This window comes from Nocardia sp. NBC_01327 (genome assembly GCF_035958815.1).
Taxonomy (GTDB): domain Bacteria; phylum Actinomycetota; class Actinomycetes; order Mycobacteriales; family Mycobacteriaceae; genus Nocardia.
The window spans coordinates 7,061,142-7,079,008 of the sequence record NZ_CP108383.1 but is presented as its reverse complement, the minus strand read 5'-3'; the positions used below and the strand labels follow the sequence as shown (position 1 = coordinate 7,079,008).

Here is a 17,867-nt window from a genome sequence, read left to right as displayed (position 1 = left end):
CGACGGCGGCGGTGCCGCGGACTCGAGCGTGTCGTCTGCTGTGGGGGTGATCGGACTCGGCACGGTCACATCGTGCCATGGCCCAGGGGCCGCAGTGTGATTCGACGGGCCCTGAGCCCCCGAACCAGCGGAAATCCCACCACACCGAGCCCCGCGAACCCGTACGCCGCCGACACCGGCAACCCCAGGAACACCGCGTGCGCCAGTGTCGAACCGAGCCAGGTCCACAGGAATACCGCCACCGGGACCACCCGCGCCGCACCGCTGTCCGGCGCTGTCCGATCCCACAGTTCCAGCAGCCCCGCCATCACCAGTGCCACCGCGAACCACCCCAGATAATTCGTATACGGAATCTGCCCCAGCCCCGGCAGTCCCGGAAGCCCCGAACTCCACCGCCACTGTCCATCGGCCACCATCTGCGGATCCAGAAACAGATCCCACCCGACAACCCCCAGCGCGGTCAGCGAAACCCGCACCCCCGCACGCGAACTCACCAGCCGCACCGCCACCCACACCGGATACACCCCACCGGTCCACGCCAGCGGCACCACCAGCGGCACCCCCGCCACTGCCGCCCCCAGCCGCCCATCCGCGTACTCGTAGCACCCGAACGGCACACCCGTGGTGGTCCCCACGATCTCGGCTACCAGCCCGATCCCCGAAACAATCACCAACAGCCCGGCCGCCCACCGCACCCCACGGGTCAACCCCGCATGCACCAGCGCCGTGGCGGCGGACAACAGCACAACGGCCACCGTCACCCGATCCCGCGCCACCCCGTGTGTCAGCGGATAGGCGATCTGCACCAGCACCAACAACACCGCAGGTGTCGCGCTGATAATCAACGCCCGCTGCGCACCCCGCTTGTGCGTGCCCAGCACCGGATTCACAGTCTCGGTCATTCCGATTTCGCCGTTCCGGCATGCAGCCGCTGGGAATCGGCGGTGGATCCCGGCCACAGGCGCGCCGGGATGACGCGGGTCATGGCCGCCGATTCGACGGGGGTCGTCCCCGCTCGAACGATGAATGCCATTGCCGTCGAGGTGGATCCCGGTGTCACCGGGGTTTTCGGCGCGGGGCGAGTGGGGGGTTTCCACGCCGGTGCGGTGGGTCGTTTCGCGAGTGCTGGATCGCTGCTCATCGGCGGGGGAGTCGGAGGCGGGGGCGGCGGAGGTCGCGGTGGACGAGGTGGGCGACGCTGCGGCCGCTGGCCCCGGAGACGCCGCCGCCGGGATGGGTGGAGGCGCCGGTGAGGTAGAGGCCGGGGGCGCCGGGGACGCGGTGATTCGAGAGTTCGGGGAGGGGGCGCCAGAGGAACATCTGGTCGAGGGACATTTCTATATGCATGACATTGCCGCCGAGCAGGCCCATCTCGCGTTCCAGATCGGCGGGGGTCTGGACGAAGCGGTCGCGGACGGTGGCGGCGAAACCCGGTGCGTGCGCGTCGACTTCGGCGATGATGCGATCGCCCTCACGATCGGCGTGCTCGGTCCAGGAGCTGCCGTCGGCGAGCCGGTACGGATGCCACTGCGCCCACAGCGAAAGCTGATGTTCGCCGGGCGGGGCGATGCTCGGGTCCAGGGCGCTGAAGCTCATGGCCAGCACCACAGGCCGCGGCGGAAGATCACCGGCGAGCGCGGCCCCGTGCGCGCGGCGCAGCTGAGCGCGATCGGTGACGAGAAGTTGCAGCCCCGTGGCGGATTCGGCGGCCTTGGCACCGGGATACTCCGGCAGCGCGGTGGTGGCGGCGCGCACGACCATGCCGATGCCGGGCCCGACCCGGATGCGGCGGCGCCAATCCTCCAGGGTGTCCGCGTCGAACCCGCCCTGCGCGAGCAGATCCAGTGTGGTGAGAATGTGCGAGCCCGCGATCACGGTGTCCGCGTGCAGTTCTCGCCCACTCGCCGTACCGACCCGCCAGCCCTGCCCGGACCGGGTCAGCGAGGTGGCCGCGTCGCCGGGACTGACCACACCACCGTCCGCCCGCAGCCGCGCCACCAGCGCCGTGGCCAGCGCGCCGCTGCCGCCGACGGCCCGGCCGGGCGGCAGCGTATGCATGAGCGCCGCGAACCCGACCATGGGCGCGGACCCGGGCTCGGACATGGGCGGCCCGGATTGCGCACCCCACCAGGCCAGCGCCGCCTTCAGCCGCTCACTGTCGAAGTAGCTGTCCAGCAGCGCGTCTCCGCTCTGCAGGAACTCTCGCGAGAGCGCGCTCCCGCCGCCCTGTGCGTCGAGCCCCCAGAACGACCGCAGCAATCGCCCGGGCGTCGGCGCCCCGGCGAACGACCGCATGACGCGCGCGGTCCGCGGCCCCCACACCTGCACGAACCTCCGATACGCGGCGGCATCACGGGCGCCGCAGGCCGCGGCGATGGACTCGCAGGTGCGTTCCACATCACGGTGGAAAACGATCGGCGGCACGTCGGCGCCGGGCGGCGCGGGCGCGAAAGCCCAGGGATCACAGTCGATATACCGCAGCCCGAAGCGTTCCAGCTCGAGCTCCTCGATGATCCCCGTGTGCCGGATCATGATGTGCGCCGAGGACCCGCGATCGACCTGATGTCCCGGAAACCGCTCCACCGTCGACACCGCCCCGCCGAGCACGGTATCGCGTTCCAGCACCTCGACCGCATGCCCGTCCCGCGCCAGATAACAGGCCGCGACCAGCGCATTGTGACCGGATCCGATGATCACGACCGTCACAGCGGCAGCCGCCGCCCCAGCACCGCGAACTTGCGGGTGTCGCCGGAGAAGATGAAATGCCGCACCACATCACCGAATCCCTGCCGGCGGTAGAGCCGCCAGGCGCGATTGGACTCGGCGTCGACCTCCGGTGTGGACAGCAGCACACTGCGCTCGGGCCGATTCTGCAGCAGCCGGGTGAGCAGGATCTCGCCGATGCCGCGCCCCTGCGCGGCGGGATGCACATGCAGTTCGGTCAATTCGAAGTAATCGGAGAGCAGTTCGCGCGCAGCGTGTTCCGGCCAGCCGGTGCGCCGCATACCGCTGTACACCTGCTGATGCCACCACTGGTGCGGCGCACCGTGATACCCGTAGGCGATGGCGACGATGGGCGCGGTGCGCAGGTCGAGCCGCCCGTCGTCATCGGGTAGGACCGCGGCCACGGACTGCCAGCCGGGCCGGGTGGTGTGCTCGGCCCACATGGGTGCGCGCTGGTGTTCGGTGCCGCGCGGGTAGTCCATGGCCGCGACGTACACCGCGAGGGCGTCGTGCAGCCGGGCGCGCATGGTCGCCGCCGAGAGATCGACGACGACGGGCGCGGGCGTGGTGTTGGGGGTGACGGCGGTCATCGGGCAGGCGCAGCTCTCGTTAGCGCGGGCGGTGGGTCCGACGATAGCGCCGATCCCGTCCCGCGTTGCTTTCACGGTCGAGCGTCGGAACTTGTCGGTGGCTGTCTTTATATTCAACTTAATTGAAACCTTCGAATACCTGTTCGATCTTGACGGTGGTCCGGGTATGCGAGTGGGGAGGTACCCGATGTCCGGTAGCAACCAACGTCCGGCCCATCCGGGGCGTGCCGGTGAACTCCTGCGGCGCGCCGACGGTCTGCTCATGCAGGCGGCGGGGGAGCAGGACCCGCCCGAGCGGTTCCGCACGGCCTATCTGGCGGCCTTGCGCGGCGCCGGCGCCGTGCTCGCCCTGACCGGCGCGGACCGCGCGCCACGTGCGCGTTCTCGCAACGCCTGGGTGCTGATGCAGGCCGCCGCCCCCGAATTCGTGATGTGGGCCGACTACTTCACCGGCCAGTCCGAAACCCGGGCCGCACTGGAGGCCGGTCTGCCCCGGCCGATCGATGATCAACGCGCCGACGAGTTCTCTTCGCGGGTAGGCGCATTCCTGCATGACGTCGAAGATCTGCTGGCCGCAGCGTCACGATTGCGTCCCGGAACGGGGTGGGTTGACGGAATGCTGGCCTGAGTATCGGCGAGTAGGTGGTAGCTCTCTGATCGAACTCGTATTATTAATGGCAGACAGCCGCCAACGTCGGCTATCTGTCGCTTACCCGGAGGCGACCGCCACCACCTAGTGCCGGGGGAGGTACCGTGCCACTCTCCGAGCACGAGCAGCGCATGCTCGAACAAATCGAGAGCGCGCTCTACGCTGAGGACCCCAAGTTCGCCTCGACGGTTCGGGGCGGACGCCTGCGTTCCGCCACCGGCCGGCGCAGATTACAGTCGGCGGCTTTGTTCGTCCTCGGTCTGTTTCTGCTCGTGGCAGGCATCGCCGCGCCCATAAAGCTGGGCGACTTCCCGATCATCAGCTTGATCGGATTCATTGTCATGTTCGGCGCAGGTGTGCTGTTGCTGTCCGGTGGCCGTGGGATGACCTCCCAGGGCGGCCGTGGCAGTGAAGCGCATCCCGCGGCGGGCGCCAACCCCGGCGGCCGGGGTCGACAGAAGAAGTCGGGCGGGTTCTCATCTCGTATGGAGGACCGGTTCCGCCGCCGGTTCGAGCAGGACAACTGATCGGTCTGCTCCGCTCCGGCGGACAGCTGTATCGGCTAACTGAAACAAGCGCGACACGCCGTGGCGCCACACCGACTTGAGGTGTGGCGTCACGGCGTTTCTCGTGGAAGTTCTGCGGCGTGTCCATGCCCCGCCGGCCCTCCCCACCATCACCCACACGGTTCCCCCACACCCGCCCACTTTCGTCGGAAATGGGCGCTATCTGCGTGTTTGCTAACTGTTGTCGGGTGCCCTCCGCCGCGAGCCGTGCGTGTCGGGGGAACTGGGGCGAAAGTTCCCCACCACGGTGATAGCTGGTGTGACCTGCGAAGTTCGCCAAGCGGGGACTGAGATCACCGCCGCTTTCGATTGAAAGTGGGGGAAAGTGGGGTAATGTGGAGCGCGCACTACAGGAGACCGAACAGTCGAAGGGTGATTCGGTAGGAGGTGTCGCGGCTTGTTCCTCGGTACCTATACCCCTCGACTGGACGACAAAGGGCGACTCACGTTGCCTGCGAAGTTCCGGGACGAGCTGGCGGGAGGGTTGATGGTCACGAAGGGTCAAGACCACAGCCTTGCCGTATATCCGAAGGACGAGTTCACCGCGCTTGCGCGGCGGGCGGCGTCCGCGTCTCGAAGCAATCCGCAGGCTCGCGCATTCGTCCGTGCCCTGGCTGCCTCCTCGGACGAACAGCGTCCGGACGCGCAGGGCCGCATCGTGTTGTCGGCTGAGCATCGCCGCTACGCAAACCTTTCCAAGGACTGCGTGGTGATCGGCTCGGTCGACTTCCTCGAAATATGGGACAAGGCGGCGTGGGATTCCTACCTCGCCGAGCATGAGGAGGATTACTCGCAGGCTGGAGACGAGTCGCTGGGCGAGATCTTCTAAGCGCCCACAGCGAGGCGAGTGCCCTGCGGCCTCTGCCCGACGCGGACCCTGACGTACTTCCCCAACGCCAGGTGCCGTGCTTCGGTCAGAGACCCTGGGGCATTGGCCACCCACTGATCAGTGCAGATACGACCGTTCAGTGCAGAGTTCACTGTCAGTGCAGAGTCCGATCGCAAGCGACCCGTCAGTGGCCGTGCGACGAAATGTGAGGTCCGGGAGGTCGAAGGTGCACCCAGGCAGTGACGGTCCCCGCCATGTCCCGGTTCTCCTCGATCGCGCAGACGAAATCCTCGGTCCCGCACTGGGTTCCGACGGGGCCGTCTATCTCGACTGCACACTCGGACTCGGTGGCCATGCCGAACACTTCTTGCGTACCTACCCGAATATTCGCCTGGTCGGGTTGGATCGCGATACCGAGGCCCTGAAGCTGGCGGGGGAGCGACTACGCCCCTACGAAAACCGGATCACGCTGGTACACACCACGTATGACGGCATCGCCGCCGCACTCGAGCAGGCCGGTCTGCCGCCCCGCGGCAGTGTGCAGGCGATTCTGATGGACCTCGGTGTCTCCTCCATGCAGCTCGACGAGGCCGAACGCGGCTTCGCCTACTCCATCGACGCCCCGCTCGATATGCGGATGGACTCCAGCACCGGCCCCACGGCCGCCGATGTGCTCAATACCTATGGGCACGGCGATCTGGCCCGGGTGCTGAAGGTCTACGGCGAGGAGCGCTTCGCGGGCAAGATCGCCTCGGAAGTGTTGCGCCGCAGGCAGAAAACCCCCTTCGTCACCAGCGCGCAGCTGGTGGAGCTGCTCTACGACGCCATCCCGGCCGCGGCCCGCCGTACCGGTGGGCATCCGGCCAAGCGCACCTTCCAGGCGCTGCGGGTGGAGGTGAATCGGGAGCTCGAATCCCTCGAGGCGGCGGTGCCGGCCGCGCTGGACGCGCTGGCGCCCGGCGGCCGGATCGTGTTCATGAGCTATCAATCTCTCGAGGACCGGGTGGTCAAGTCGGAGTTGGCGAAGCGTGCCGCTTCGAAGACCCCGCTGGACCTGCCCGTGGAATTGCCCGGCATGGGACCGGAATTCAAGATCCTGACCCGCGGTGCGGAGAAGGCGACCGAGCAGGAGATCGAAGACAATCCGCGGGCCACTCCGGTGCGCATGCGGGCAGCCGAACGGATCGTTGGGGAGGAGCAGGCGTGAGCGGTCAAGCCCGGAGGCGGCAGCGGAGCGTAACCACGGAGGGCTCCGCGCACGCCCGCATATATACAGCGAAGTTTCAGGCTCGGAGGTCACACGTGCGCCCGGCGTGCGAAGGGGCCGCCCTATGACGACGATCAGGGCGCAGGCGACGGGCCGGGGGGCTCGGCGGGCGCAGGCGGCGGAGCAGGTGAAATCGGGTGCGGCGCAACGCGCTTACGCGCGCCGTCGCAGTCGCGAGCGCACCGAGCTGCCGCAATTGCTGCGGCGCACGGGCGAATCCGTACCGCGCGGCCGGATGTCGTTCGTGGCCACCATTATCGCGCTGCTGGGCTGCGGTCTGGCCGTCACGCTGCTGCTGACCACCCGTTCCACCGAGGACAGCTACCAGCTCGGTGACGCCCGGCGTGTCAATCAGCAGCTCTCGGATGAGCGGGCGGCGCTGCAGCGTGAGGTCGAGTCGGCCGATTCGGCGCCCGAACTGGCCGCGCGCGCAGCGGAATTGGGCATGATCCCGGCCAAGGATCCGGCCCGCCTGCTGGTGGCCCCGGACGGTTCGGTGACGGTGATCGGCAATCCGATTCCCGCACAGGGCTCCCCGGCCCCGCCGCTGAACACCACGCCGCAGGTGCCGGTGGCGCAGCCGCCGAAGCTGGTGCAGGCGCAGGGTGAGCGGCTGGTACCGGTCACCACGACGCCCAATCCGCCCACCACCACTACCGCGCCGACGACGGCGCAGGCGCCGCAGTCACCTGCACTGCAGGCCGCGCCGAACGGAACGCCTCGATGAGTTTTTCCCGCGCGGTACGCGGCGGTCGTGACTCCGGCCGGGGACGTGCGGCCACCGGCCGGAGCCGAACCGCCTCCGGCCGTGCGGGTTCCGGGCCGGGGCGCACGTCCCGGCCGCGTGCCGCTCCCGGAATGGACGCCTCGACGCGCTTCCGGTTCGGGGTGGGCCGTTTCGTCATGCTGCTGGCGCTGCTGGTGGCCGCCGCCCAACTGCTGTGGATTCAGAGCTGGTCCGCGCCGACCCTGTCGGCGGAGGCGGCCAGTCAGCGCACGGTGAAGCTGCCCGATCCCGCGACCCGCGGTCCGATCACCGACCGCTACGGCAAATCGCTGGCCTTCACCATTGCCGCGAAGGCGCTCACGTTCCAGCCCGTGAAGGTGCGCAAAGAGCTGTCCGATGCGCATACCAAGAACCCGTCGGCGCCGGATCCGGATGACCGACTGCAGGCCATTGCCAAATACATTCACCAGAAGCTGGGCAATGACGCGCCGGAGAAGGATCTGCTGACCAAGCTGCGCAGCGATGATCCGTTCTCCTATCTGGTGCGCAATGTGGACCCGCAGGTGGCGGCCGATATCAGTCTGCAGTTCCCCGAGGTCGGCACCGAGCGCCAGGACATGCGCGAGTATCCGGGCGGTTCGCTGGCCGCCAATATGATCGGCGCGACCGGCTGGGACGGGCACGGGCAGATCGGCCTGGAGTCGGCGATGGATGCGATCCTCGCGGGCTCGGACGGTTCCATGACCTATGACCGCGGTTCCGACGGCGCGGTGATCCCCGGCAGCTGGCGTGACCGGCTGCCCGCCGTGAACGGTTACGGCGTTGAGCTGACCCTGGATTCGGATCTGCAGTACTACGTGCAGCAGCAGGTGCAGCAGGCCAAGGATATGTCGGGCGCGCAGTCCGCCTCGGCGGTCGTGCTGGACGCGCACACCGGCCAGGTGCTGGCCATGGCCAATGACGCCACCTTCAATCCCGCACTGGGCCCGCAGTATTGGTCGCAGTCCGATCTGGGCAATCCCTCGGTGCAGTCGGTGTACGAGCCGGGTTCGGTCAACAAGATCGTCACCGCGGCCGCCGCCATCGAATACGGTCTCACCACTCCCGATGAGGTGCATCAGGTTCCGGGCAGCATCAGCCTCGGCGGTGTCACCGTGAACGACGCCTGGGTGCACGGCGTCGCGCCGTACACCACCACCGGAATCTTCGGTAAGTCCTCGAATGTGGGCACGCTCATGCTGGCGCAGCGGGTCGGCGAGGACCGCTGGTACGACATGGTCAAGAAGTTCGGCATCGGCCAGCGCACCGGTGTGGGCCTGCCCGGTGAGAGCGCCGGCGTGCTGCCCGCGCGGGATCAGTGGTCGGGCGCGACCTTCGCGAACCTGCCCATCGGCCAGGGACTTTCGATGACGACCCTGCAGATGACCTCGATGTACCAGGCCATCGCCAATGACGGCGTGCGGATTCCGCCGCGCATTGTGAAGGCCAAGATCGCGCCGGACGGCACCCGCACCGAAGAGGATCAGCCCGACAGCGTCAAGGTGGTCAGCCCGCAGACGGCGCAGACGCTGCGGCAGATGTTCGAGGCGATCGTGCAGAAGGATCCGCAGGGCGGCAACCAGACCGGCACCGGAACCCAGGCGGCCATCGAGGGGTATCAGGTGGCGGGCAAGACCGGTACCGCGCAGCAGATCGACCAGAAGTGCCACTGCTATTCGAACGACCGCTACTGGATCACCTTCGCCGGTATGGCGCCCGCGGACAACCCGCGCTATGTGATCGGGATGATGCTGGACGCACCCGTCCGCAGCTCCGACGGCAGCGGCGGCGGATCGGCCGCGCCGCTGTTCCACAGCATTGCGTCCTGGGCCCTGCAGCGTGATCGGGTGCCGCCGTCACCACCGGCCAAACCACTGATTCTGCAGGCGAGTTAGAGCAGGTAGACGATGGCAGTGACGCAGACCGCTCCCGGCGCGTGCACGGGCGGGTGACCGAACTGCGCCGTGCCGATCGCGCGGCTTTCGAACACAGGTAACCTGACTCGTCGATCCGAGTCCCACCGTCGGATTTCACTATGACCACATCCCGGAGAGGAGCTTCGTGCCCGCGCAGTCCAGCCCGCAGGTAATTCGGCCCGCCGCACCGCCGGTGACCACCCTGCGCACGGTGGCGGAATTGACGGGCGCGCGCTCGGCAGGTTCGGCCGGAATGCTCACCGGCGCCGAGTCGCAGGTCCAGCTGACCGGTATCGAGCAGCGCTCGAATGCGGTGCTGCCGGGTGATCTGTTCGCGGGTCTGGCCGGTACGCATGCGCACGGCGCTCGGTTCGCCCGGGCGGCGGTGGAGCGCGGCGCGGTCGCCATCTTCACCGATCCGGCGGGCGCGGAGCTCATCGGCGCGATCGATGTTCCGGTGCTCGTGCACGAGGCGCCGCGTTCGGTGCTCGGCGCGCTGTCCTCGGCGCTCTACGGTGATCCCTCGCGCACGCTGCGCATCATCGGCATCACCGGCACCTCGGGCAAAACCACCACCGCGTATCTGGTGGAGGCGGGTCTCGCGGCCGCCGGTTTCCGGACCGCGCTGCTCGGCACCATCGAGACCCGCATCGGCGGCGTCCGGGTGCCGTCGGCGCTCACCACCCCCGAGGCCCCGCAGCTGCATGCCATGTTCGCCGTCATGGTGGAGCAGGGTGTACAGGCGGTGGTCATGGAGGTCTCCAGCCATGCGCTCGCGCTGGGCCGGGTGGACGGGGTGCGGTTCGCGGTCGGGGCGTTCACCAATCTTTCGCAGGACCACCTGGATTTCCACGCCGATTTCGAGGACTACTACGCGGCCAAGCGCCGCCTGTTCGTTCCCGCTGATTCGGCCGTGGTGCCCGCCGCCACCGCGGTGCTCTGCATCGATGACGAATGGGGCACCCGGCTGGCGGGCGATGTCACCGTCGCGGCCATGGCGAACGGGCAGCCGCAGATCGTGACCGTGACCACCCGCCCCGGCGTGGGCGCGGACTGGATCGCCGGTGCGGCCACCCAGGCGGCGGCCTCACAGCAGTTCGAGGCCACCGGTCCCGGTGTGAATCTGGAGGTGCGCCTGCGACTTCCGGGCGCGTACAACATCGCCAACGGCCTGCTCGCGCTCGCGGTGTGCGCGGCGGCGGGCGCCGATGTGGCCAGTGCCGCAGCGGCTTTGGGCGAGGTGGATGTGCCCGGGCGTATGCAGCGGGTGGAACGCGGCCAGGATTTCCTGGCCGTGGTCGACTACGCGCACAAGCCCGCGGCCATCGAATCGGTGGTGGCGACACTGCGTGCGCTGCTCGCCGAGCAGGACGGGGGCCGACTGGCGGTGGTGGTCGGGGCCGGCGGTGATCGCGACGCCGGCAAGCGCCCGCTCATGGGTGCGGCCGGGGCGCGCGGCGCCGATCTGCTGATCATTACCGACGACAATCCACGCAGTGAGGATCCGGCGGCCATCCGCGCCGCTGTCCGCGCGGGAGCCGATGAGGTTCCGCCGGGTGAACGCGGACAGGTCCGGGAGGTCGGGGACCGGGCCGACGCCATCGCCGCCGCCGTCGACTGGGCGAACCCCGGCGACGTGGTGCTGATCGCGGGCAAGGGACATGAGACAGGGCAGGAGATTTCGGGAGTGAAGTATCCGTTCGACGACCGCGAGGTGCTCGCGGCGGCCTTGTCGCGAAGGACGAGGGACCTGACGCATTCATGATCGAGATGACTTTGCGGGAGATCGCGGAGATCGTGGGCGGAACGCTGCACGATATCCCCGACCCCGACGTATCGGTCACCGGAGCGGCCGAATTCGATTCGCGCCGAATCTCTTCCGGTGATCTGTTCCTGGCGCTGCCGGGAGAGCACACCGACGGACACGACTTTGCGGCCCGGGCGGTGGCCGCGGGTGCGGTCGCCGTACTGGCCGCGCGACCGGTGGGAGTTCCGGCCATTGTGGTCGCGCCCCAGCCGCACGCCAGCCGTGCCATCGCGCTGGCGTACGACACCGACGGTTCCGGCGCCGCCGTACTCGAGGCCCTCGCCAAGCTGGCCCGCGCGAGCGTGGACCGGCTGGCGGCCACCGGCAACCTCACCGTGGTGGGTGTGACCGGCTCCTCCGGCAAGACCTCCACCAAGGATCTGCTCGCGGCGGTGCTGGCCCCGCTGGGCGAGGTCGTGGCGCCCCCCGGTTCCTTCAACAACGAACTCGGCCATCCCTGGACGGCTCTGCGCGCCGACGCGAACACCCGCTTCCTGGTCCTCGAGCTCTCCGCGCGCGGACCCGGACATATCAAGGCGCTCACCGAGATCGCCCCGCCGAATGTCGGTGTGGTGCTCAATATCGGCACCGCGCACCTCGGCGAATTCGGCAGCCAGGAAGTCATCGCCCAGACCAAAGGCGAACTCGTGGAAGCGCTTCCGGCCTCCGGCCTGGCGGTGCTGAACCTCGACGACCGCCTGGTCGCCGCGATGGCCGGGCGCACGCAGGCCCGGGTGGTGACCGTCGGCGCGAATTCGAATGCCGATGTGCGCGCCACCGACGTCACCATGGACGAGCAGGCGCGGGCGCGATTCACGTTGCACCACAACGGCGACAGCGTTCCGGTGCGGCTCGCGGTGCACGGTGAGCATCAGGTCGGCAATGCCCTTTCGGCCGCCGCGGTGGCGCTCAATCACGGCGCCGATCTGGCGACCGTGGCCCGCGCGCTCGAAGGTGCGAACGCGGCCTCGGTCCGCCGCATGGATGTGCGCACCCGGCCCGACGGCGTGACCGTCATCAACGACTCCTACAACGCCAACCCGGATTCGGTGCGCGCGGCCCTCAAGGCGCTCGTCACCATGGCGCGCTCGGCCGGCGCCGACGGGCAGGGCCGCGAGGTCGGCCGCCGCCGCAGCTGGGCCGTGCTCGGCGAAATGGGCGAGCTGGGCGATGATTCGGTGATCGAGCACGACCGCATCGGCCGGCTCGTGGTGCGGTTGGACGTGGACCGGCTCATAGTGGTCGGCACCGGGCGGCCCTCGCACGGCATGCATCAGGGAGCGGTGATGGAAGGTTCGTGGGGTGCGGAGTCGATCCTGGTTCCCGATCTCGAGACCGCCATCGAAATCCTCGATGCCGAACTCGAATCGGGTGATGTGGTGCTGGTGAAGGCCTCGAAGTCGGTGGGGCTCTGGACGGTGGCAGAGCATCTGCTCGCCGCCGCGGAGCAGCCTTCGCAGACACAGCAGGAGGCCGCGCAATGACCCAGATTCTGCTGTCGGCGGCCATCGCCCTCGCCGTCTCCATTCTGCTGACGCCCGCGGTGATCAGCTGGTTCGCCAAACAGGGCTTCGGCCAGGAGATCCGGGTCGACGGCCCGGAGAGCCACAAGGCCAAGCGCGGCACCCCCACCATGGGCGGCGTCGCCATCATCATCGGCATGTGGGCCGGTTACCTGGGCTCGCACCTGATCTCGATGAGCTACGGCGAACCCGGACCGTCCGCGTCCGGTCTGCTCGTCATGGGCCTGGCGACCGCGCTCGGCGCGGTCGGCTTCCTGGACGACATGATCAAACTGCGCAAGCAGCGCAACCTCGGCCTCACCGCCGCGGGCAAGTACATCGGCCAGCTGGCCTCGGCGATCATCTTCGGTGTGCTGGCGCTGCAGTTCAAGGGCGCCAACGGTTTGACGCCCGCCAGCCGGCACCTGTCCTACACCCGCGACATCACCACGGTGTCCATGGGCGTGGTGATCTTCCTGGCGTTCGTCTCGCTGATCGTGGTGGCCTGGTCCAATGCGGTGAACCTGACCGACGGCCTGGACGGTCTCGCGGCCGGTTCCATCAGCCTGGTGCTGGGCGCGTACATGATCATCACCTTCTGGCAGTGGCGCAATGCCTGCTCCACCCATCCGGAGGCGGGCTGCTACAACGTGCGTGACCCACTGGATCTAGCCCTGGTGTGTGCCGCCGGTGGTGCGGCCTGCATCGGGTTCCTGTGGTGGAATGCCGCGCCCGCCAAGATCTTCATGGGTGATACCGGTTCGCTGGCGCTGGGCGGTCTGCTCGCGGGCCTGTCCATCACCACCCGCACCGAACTGCTGATGATCGTCATCGGCGCGCTCTTCGTCGCCGAGGCGGCCTCGGTGATCCTGCAGGTGGCGGTGTTCCGCACCACGCGGAACCGATTGTTCAAGATGGCGCCGTTCCATCACCACTTCGAATTGAGCGGGTGGGCGGAAACGACGGTGATCATACGGTTCTGGTTGCTGGCCGGCATGGCGTCGGCGATCGGTCTGGGCCTGTTCTACAGCGATTACCTCTCTGCGGTCGGGTGAACTGATGGTCGAACATTCTCCGAGGGTCCTGCGCTCGCCGGGCCCCATGCTCGAATTCCTGCGTGGTCGTGACGTTCTCGTCGCCGGCTGGGGGGTGTCGGGGCGCTCGCTGGTCGAGCCGCTCCAGGACATCGGCGCCCGGCCGGTCGTCACCGACGGCGGCGCCAAGGCGCTGGCCGAGGCCGCCGAACTCGGTGTGGCGACAGCCACGTCCGCCGATCTCCTGGAACCCGATGCGCTGCAGCGGTTCGCGCTGGTGATCACCAGCCCGGGCTGGCGGCCGGATTCCCCGGTGCTGGCTTCGGCTGTCACCGAGGGCATTCCGGTGTGGGGCGATGTCGAGTTCGCCTGGTGGGTCGATCAGGCCCGCATCTACGGCCCGGTGCGCAAGTGGCTGGTGGTGACCGGCACCAACGGCAAGACCACCACCACGCAGATGACGCATTCGATTCTGCGCGCCGCGGGCATTCCCAGTGTGGCGTGCGGCAATATCGGCCTGCCCATTCTGGATGCGCTGCGGCGCAGTCCCGGTCCGCAGGTGCTCGCGGTGGAACTGTCCTCGTTCCAACTGCACTGGGCGCCGTCGGTGCGACCCGAGGCCGGTGTGGTGCTGAATGTGGCCGAGGATCACCTGGATTGGCACGGCGGCCTGGACGCCTACGCGGCGGCCAAGGCGCGCGCGCTCACCGGACGGGTCGGCGTGGTCGGCCTGGATGATCAGGTCGCCGCCGCGCTGGCGCGAAAGTCCAAGGCGCGCCGCACCGTCGGCTTCCGCATCGGTGTTCCCGCCGACGGTGAACTCGGTGTGGTGGACGGCAAACTCCTCGATCGCGCCTTCACCAAGGCCGCCATCCTGGCCGAGGTGGGCGATATCAGCCCGCAGGGCCCGGCCGGTGTGGCCGACGCGCTCGCGGCGGCCGCGCTCACCCGATCCATCGATGTGGCTCCGCAGTTCGTGAAGGAGGGCCTGCAGGAGCACAAGGTGGGCCCGCATCGCGCCGCCTTCGTGCGGGAACTGTGCGGTGTCGAATTCGTCGACGATTCCAAGGCCACCAACCCGCATGCCGCGCGCTCCTCGATCATGGCGCACCAGTCGGTGATCTGGGTGGCGGGCGGTCAGCTCAAGGGCGCCAGCGTCGAGGACCTCGTCGAAGAGGTGCGTGAACTGCTTGTCGCCGCCGTGGTTTTCGGCGCGGACGCCGCGGTGATCGCCGCCGCACTGGCGCGACACGCCCCGGATGTCCCCGTGGTGGAGCTGAATTCGGGGGACGATGCAGGGATGGGTGACCCCTTCGCCGAAGTCGAACCCGAAGCGGTGATGGCCCGCGCGGTTCGCGTGGCCGCAGGGTATGCCACCCGCGGCGACACCGTGCTGCTGGCTCCGGCGGCGGCTTCTCTGGATATGTTCGCCGACTACACGCATCGTGGGCGAAGTTTCGCGGCAGCGGTGCAGGCCCTGGACGAAAAGGACATCGGGAGAACGGAATGACGGCACCGCGGCGGGCCGCGAAGGAAGCATCGCGGTCGGTCGCGAAAGAGGCGCCGCGGCAGGCCAAGGACGCACCTCGGGCCGCGTGGTTCGTGGCCTGGCTGGCCCGCCCGCTCGCCTCGTTCCACCTGGTGGTCGCGATCGCGATACTGCTCACCCTGCTCGGCCTCGTCATGGTGCTCTCCGCCTCCAGCGTGGAGTCCTATGCCGACGGTAAGTCCGCGTATTCGCTGTTCATGCTGCAGGTGGCGATGGCGGCGTTCGGCGCGGTGCTGTTCTATATCGCGCTGCGGATTCCGATGCGGGTGATGCGGCGGCTGTCGTTCCCGGTCTTCGCGCTGTCGGTGCTGCTGCTGGTGCTGGTGCTGATTCCCGGCATCGGCACCAAGGTGCAGGGTTCGCAGCGCTGGTTCGACCTCGGCGTGGTCTCGGTGCAGCCGTCCGAGATCGCCAAGGTGACACTGGTGGTGTGGGGTTCGCATCTGCTGGCCTCACGGCAGACCGAGAAGGCCGGATACAAGGACCTGCTCATGCCGCTGGTCCCCGCGGGCCTGCTGGTGTGTTTCCTGGTCGTGCTGGAGCCGAACCTGTCCACCACCATCGCGCTGGGCATCGTGCTCACCTCGCTGCTGTGGTTCGGCGGGCTGCCGCTGCGCATGTTCGTCACCATCGCGGTGTCGGGCGGTGTGGCCGCCGGCGTGCTGGCGCTGTCGGCGGGTTACCGCTCGGACCGCATGCGCGCGTTCTTCAGCCCCGGCAGTGATCCGCAGGGCATCGGCTATCAGGCCCGCCAGGCCAAGTACTCCCTTGCGGACGGCGGTATCTGGGGCCGCGGCCTCGGCCAGTCCCGCGCCAAGTGGAGCTATCTGCCCAACGCGCACAACGACTTCATCTTCGCGATCATCGGCGAGGAGCTCGGATTCCTCGGATGTGCCTTGGTGCTGGGCCTTTTCGCGCTGTTCGTGTACGCCGGTCTGCGCATCGCGACCCGATCGGCGGACCCGTTCATCCGGCTGCTGACCGGTTCGGCCACCACCTGGATCACCGGGCAGGCGTTCATCAATGTCGGCTATGTGGTGGGCCTGCTGCCGGTGACCGGTCTGCAGCTGCCGCTGGTCTCGGCGGGTGGTTCCTCACTGGCCATCACACTGCTCATGTTCGGCATCATCGCCAATGCCGCCCGGCACGAACCGGAGGCGGTGGCGGCGCTGCAGGCCGGACAGGACGGGCGCTTCAGCCGGCTGCTGCGGTTGCCGGTGCCCGAAATGTATTCGCCCGCACGGGCGCAGGCCGCCCGGGCGCGCAAGAAGCCCAAACCGAAACCCAAGCCCAAGGCGGGCGTCAAGGCCGCCCCGCAGCGCCGCGCTCTGCCTCCGAGCGGCCGCGGCCGGGGTGGCGGTGATGCGGCGGCGCGGCGGTCCGTAGATTCCGATACCGCCAGGCGCACCAGCCGCTCCACCGAATCGTGGCGCAGCACACGGGCCTGGGAGCCCAGCTATCCGACGAAACACGATAGGGACAGGGGACATTCGAGGTGACAGTGGAGCGGCCGCTCTCGGTGATCGTGGCGGGCGGTGGCACCGCAGGGCATATCGAACCCGCACTGGCGGTGGCCGACGCGCTGCGGCGACGGGATCCGGCCATCCGGGTGACGGCGCTGGGCACCCACCGCGGCCTGGAGACCGAGCTGGTCCCCGAGCGCGGTTATCCGCTGGAGTTGATTCCGCCGGTTCCCCTGCCGCGCAAGCCCACCGCCGATCTGCTGCGACTGCCCGGCCGGGTACTGGCCTCGGTGCGCCGCACCCGCGAGGTCATCGACACGGTGCAGGCGGATGTGATCGTCGGCTTCGGCGGGTATGTGGCGCTGCCCGCGTATCTGGCCGCCGGACGCGGGATCACGCGTCGCCGCAAGGTTCCGGTGGTGGTGCACGAGGCCAATGTCATGGCCGGGATCGCCAATAAGATCGGCGCCCGGGTGGCGGCGAGAGTGCTGGCGGCGGCGCCGAACTCGGGTGTGCGCTCGCGCGGTCGCGCCGATGCCGAGGTGGTGGGCATTCCGGTGCGCTCGGCCATCACCCTGCTGAACCGGGCGGCGCTGCGGGCCGAGGCGCGCACGCACTTCGGGCTGCCCGCCGACGGACCGGTGCTGCTGGTATTCGGCGGTTCACAGGGTGCGCGCAGCCTGAACGAGGCGGTCTCGGCCGCCGCGCCGCAGCTGACCGCCGCCGGTATCTCGGTGCTGCACGCGCACGGCCCCAAGAACACCCTGACCCTCGCCGGACTGCACGAACCCGCGAAATACGTTGCGGTGCCGTACCTGTCGCAGATGGCCCTGGCCTACGCGGCCGCCGACGCCGTCGTCTGCCGCTCCGGCGCCATGACGGTCGCCGAGGTGTCCGCGGTCGGCCTGCCCGCCTTCTATGTGCCGCTGCCGCACGGCAATGGGGAGCAGGAACTCAATGCGCGGCCGGTGGTCGCCGCGGGCGGTGGCAGAATCGTGGCGGACGCGGAGCTGACTCCGAAATACGTGATCGACGAGGTGATACCGCTGCTGCTGGATTCCGATCGGCTGACGGCCATGGGCCGCGCGGCGGCCGGCGCCGGGCATCGGGACGCCGCGGACGAGGTTGCGCGCATTGTGTGGGAGGTGGCAGGTCGTGAGTGAAGCAGCGGACAACCGAAACGTGATCGTCGAACAGGAGACGGA

The 17,867-nt window shown here is 68.8% G+C and carries 16 protein-coding genes; 12 read left to right on the top strand and 4 right to left on the bottom strand.

Annotation, left to right across the window (positions count from 1 at the left end; translation table 11 throughout):
• Positions 1-65: 65 nt before the first annotated feature.
• The 4 genes from OG326_RS32690 to OG326_RS32675 are packed head-to-tail and all read right to left on the bottom strand — an operon-like array spanning position 66 to position 3,314.
• Entirely contained in the window at positions 66-902 is an 837-nt protein-coding gene (locus tag OG326_RS32690) for a carotenoid biosynthesis protein (RefSeq protein ID WP_327140974.1), read from the bottom strand.
• Positions 899-1,141 carry a hypothetical protein gene (locus OG326_RS32685; RefSeq protein WP_327140973.1) on the bottom strand — a complete coding sequence of 81 codons (243 nt, stop codon included), beginning with the start codon at positions 1,139-1,141 and terminating at the stop codon, positions 899-901. Before OG326_RS32685 ends, OG326_RS32690 begins: the two co-directional genes overlap by 4 nt.
• Entirely contained in the window at positions 1,138-2,706 is a 1,569-nt protein-coding gene (locus OG326_RS32680; protein ID WP_327140972.1) for a phytoene desaturase family protein, read from the bottom strand. The genes OG326_RS32685 and OG326_RS32680 overlap by 4 nt, the downstream gene beginning before the upstream one ends.
• Positions 2,703-3,314, bottom strand: a complete 612-nt coding sequence (locus OG326_RS32675; RefSeq protein WP_327146650.1) for a GNAT family N-acetyltransferase — start codon at positions 3,312-3,314, stop codon at positions 2,703-2,705. Before OG326_RS32675 ends, OG326_RS32680 begins: the two co-directional genes overlap by 4 nt.
• A gap of 187 nt (positions 3,315-3,501) precedes the next feature.
• On the opposite strand from OG326_RS32675, the gene OG326_RS32670 reads away from it, so the two are divergent.
• From OG326_RS32670 to murG, 12 genes are all read left to right on the top strand, one after another.
• Positions 3,502-3,942 (top strand): SAV_6107 family HEPN domain-containing protein, encoded by a 441-nt coding sequence (locus tag OG326_RS32670; RefSeq protein ID WP_327140971.1) that lies wholly within the window; start codon positions 3,502-3,504, stop codon positions 3,940-3,942.
• Between the two features lie 125 nt (positions 3,943-4,067).
• Positions 4,068-4,490, top strand: a complete 423-nt coding sequence (locus OG326_RS32665) for a DUF3040 domain-containing protein (protein ID WP_327140970.1) — start codon at positions 4,068-4,070, stop codon at positions 4,488-4,490.
• A gap of 436 nt (positions 4,491-4,926) precedes the next feature.
• Complete coding sequence (gene mraZ, locus OG326_RS32660) at positions 4,927-5,358, top strand: division/cell wall cluster transcriptional repressor MraZ (RefSeq protein WP_327140969.1); 432 nt, start codon at positions 4,927-4,929, stop codon at positions 5,356-5,358.
• A 226-nt stretch (positions 5,359-5,584) separates the two neighbouring features.
• A complete protein-coding gene (rsmH, locus tag OG326_RS32655) occupies positions 5,585-6,565 on the top strand; it encodes a 16S rRNA (cytosine(1402)-N(4))-methyltransferase RsmH (RefSeq protein WP_327140968.1) in 981 nt (326 codons plus the stop codon).
• 124 nt (positions 6,566-6,689) lie between these two features.
• Complete coding sequence (locus OG326_RS32650) at positions 6,690-7,352, top strand: hypothetical protein (protein WP_442790856.1); 663 nt, start codon at positions 6,690-6,692, stop codon at positions 7,350-7,352.
• Positions 7,353-7,483: 131 nt separating this feature from the next.
• Positions 7,484-9,286 carry a peptidoglycan D,D-transpeptidase FtsI family protein gene (locus OG326_RS32645; protein ID WP_327146648.1) on the top strand — a complete coding sequence of 601 codons (1,803 nt, stop codon included), beginning with the start codon at positions 7,484-7,486 and terminating at the stop codon, positions 9,284-9,286.
• Between the two features lie 166 nt (positions 9,287-9,452).
• Positions 9,453-11,072 (top strand): UDP-N-acetylmuramoyl-L-alanyl-D-glutamate--2,6-diaminopimelate ligase, encoded by a 1,620-nt coding sequence (locus OG326_RS32640; protein WP_327140967.1) that lies wholly within the window; start codon positions 9,453-9,455, stop codon positions 11,070-11,072.
• A complete protein-coding gene (locus tag OG326_RS32635) occupies positions 11,069-12,598 on the top strand; it encodes a UDP-N-acetylmuramoyl-tripeptide--D-alanyl-D-alanine ligase (RefSeq protein WP_327140966.1) in 1,530 nt (509 codons plus the stop codon). The genes OG326_RS32640 and OG326_RS32635 overlap by 4 nt, the downstream gene beginning before the upstream one ends.
• The gene (gene mraY / locus OG326_RS32630) at positions 12,595-13,671 is read left to right on the top strand and encodes a phospho-N-acetylmuramoyl-pentapeptide-transferase (RefSeq protein WP_297610214.1); all 1,077 of its coding nucleotides are present in this window, start codon (positions 12,595-12,597) and stop codon (positions 13,669-13,671) included. The genes OG326_RS32635 and mraY overlap by 4 nt, the downstream gene beginning before the upstream one ends.
• 46 nt (positions 13,672-13,717) lie before the next feature.
• The gene (gene murD / locus OG326_RS32625) at positions 13,718-15,160 is read left to right on the top strand and encodes a UDP-N-acetylmuramoyl-L-alanine--D-glutamate ligase (protein ID WP_327146647.1); all 1,443 of its coding nucleotides are present in this window, start codon (positions 13,718-13,720) and stop codon (positions 15,158-15,160) included.
• Entirely contained in the window at positions 15,157-16,698 is a 1,542-nt protein-coding gene (gene ftsW, locus OG326_RS32620) for a putative lipid II flippase FtsW (protein WP_327140965.1), read from the top strand. Before murD ends, ftsW begins: the two co-directional genes overlap by 4 nt.
• Positions 16,695-17,825 (top strand): undecaprenyldiphospho-muramoylpentapeptide beta-N-acetylglucosaminyltransferase, encoded by a 1,131-nt coding sequence (murG, locus tag OG326_RS32615; RefSeq protein WP_327140964.1) that lies wholly within the window; start codon positions 16,695-16,697, stop codon positions 17,823-17,825. Before ftsW ends, murG begins: the two co-directional genes overlap by 4 nt.
• Positions 17,826-17,867: the final 42 nt, after the last annotated feature.

Bases quoted from the DNA above. Each gene is read 5' to 3' on its own strand.
- OG326_RS32690 (WP_327140974.1), bottom strand. From the start codon at position 902: ATGACCGAGACTGTGAATCCGGTGCTGGGCACGCACAAGCGGGGTGCG.
- OG326_RS32685 (WP_327140973.1), bottom strand. From the start codon at position 1,141: ATGAGCAGCGATCCAGCACTCGCGAAACGACCCACCGCACCGGCGTGG.
- OG326_RS32675 (WP_327146650.1), bottom strand. From the start codon at position 3,314: ATGACCGCCGTCACCCCCAACACCACGCCCGCGCCCGTCGTCGTCGAT.
- OG326_RS32670 (WP_327140971.1), top strand. From the start codon at position 3,502: ATGTCCGGTAGCAACCAACGTCCGGCCCATCCGGGGCGTGCCGGTGAA.
- OG326_RS32650 (WP_442790856.1), top strand. From the start codon at position 6,690: ATGACGACGATCAGGGCGCAGGCGACGGGCCGGGGGGCTCGGCGGGCG.
- OG326_RS32645 (WP_327146648.1), top strand. From the start codon at position 7,484: ATGGACGCCTCGACGCGCTTCCGGTTCGGGGTGGGCCGTTTCGTCATG.
- OG326_RS32635 (WP_327140966.1), top strand. From the start codon at position 11,069: ATGATCGAGATGACTTTGCGGGAGATCGCGGAGATCGTGGGCGGAACG.
- mraY (WP_297610214.1), top strand. From the start codon at position 12,595: ATGACCCAGATTCTGCTGTCGGCGGCCATCGCCCTCGCCGTCTCCATT.
- murD (WP_327146647.1), top strand. From the start codon at position 13,718: ATGCTCGAATTCCTGCGTGGTCGTGACGTTCTCGTCGCCGGCTGGGGG.
- ftsW (WP_327140965.1), top strand. From the start codon at position 15,157: ATGACGGCACCGCGGCGGGCCGCGAAGGAAGCATCGCGGTCGGTCGCG.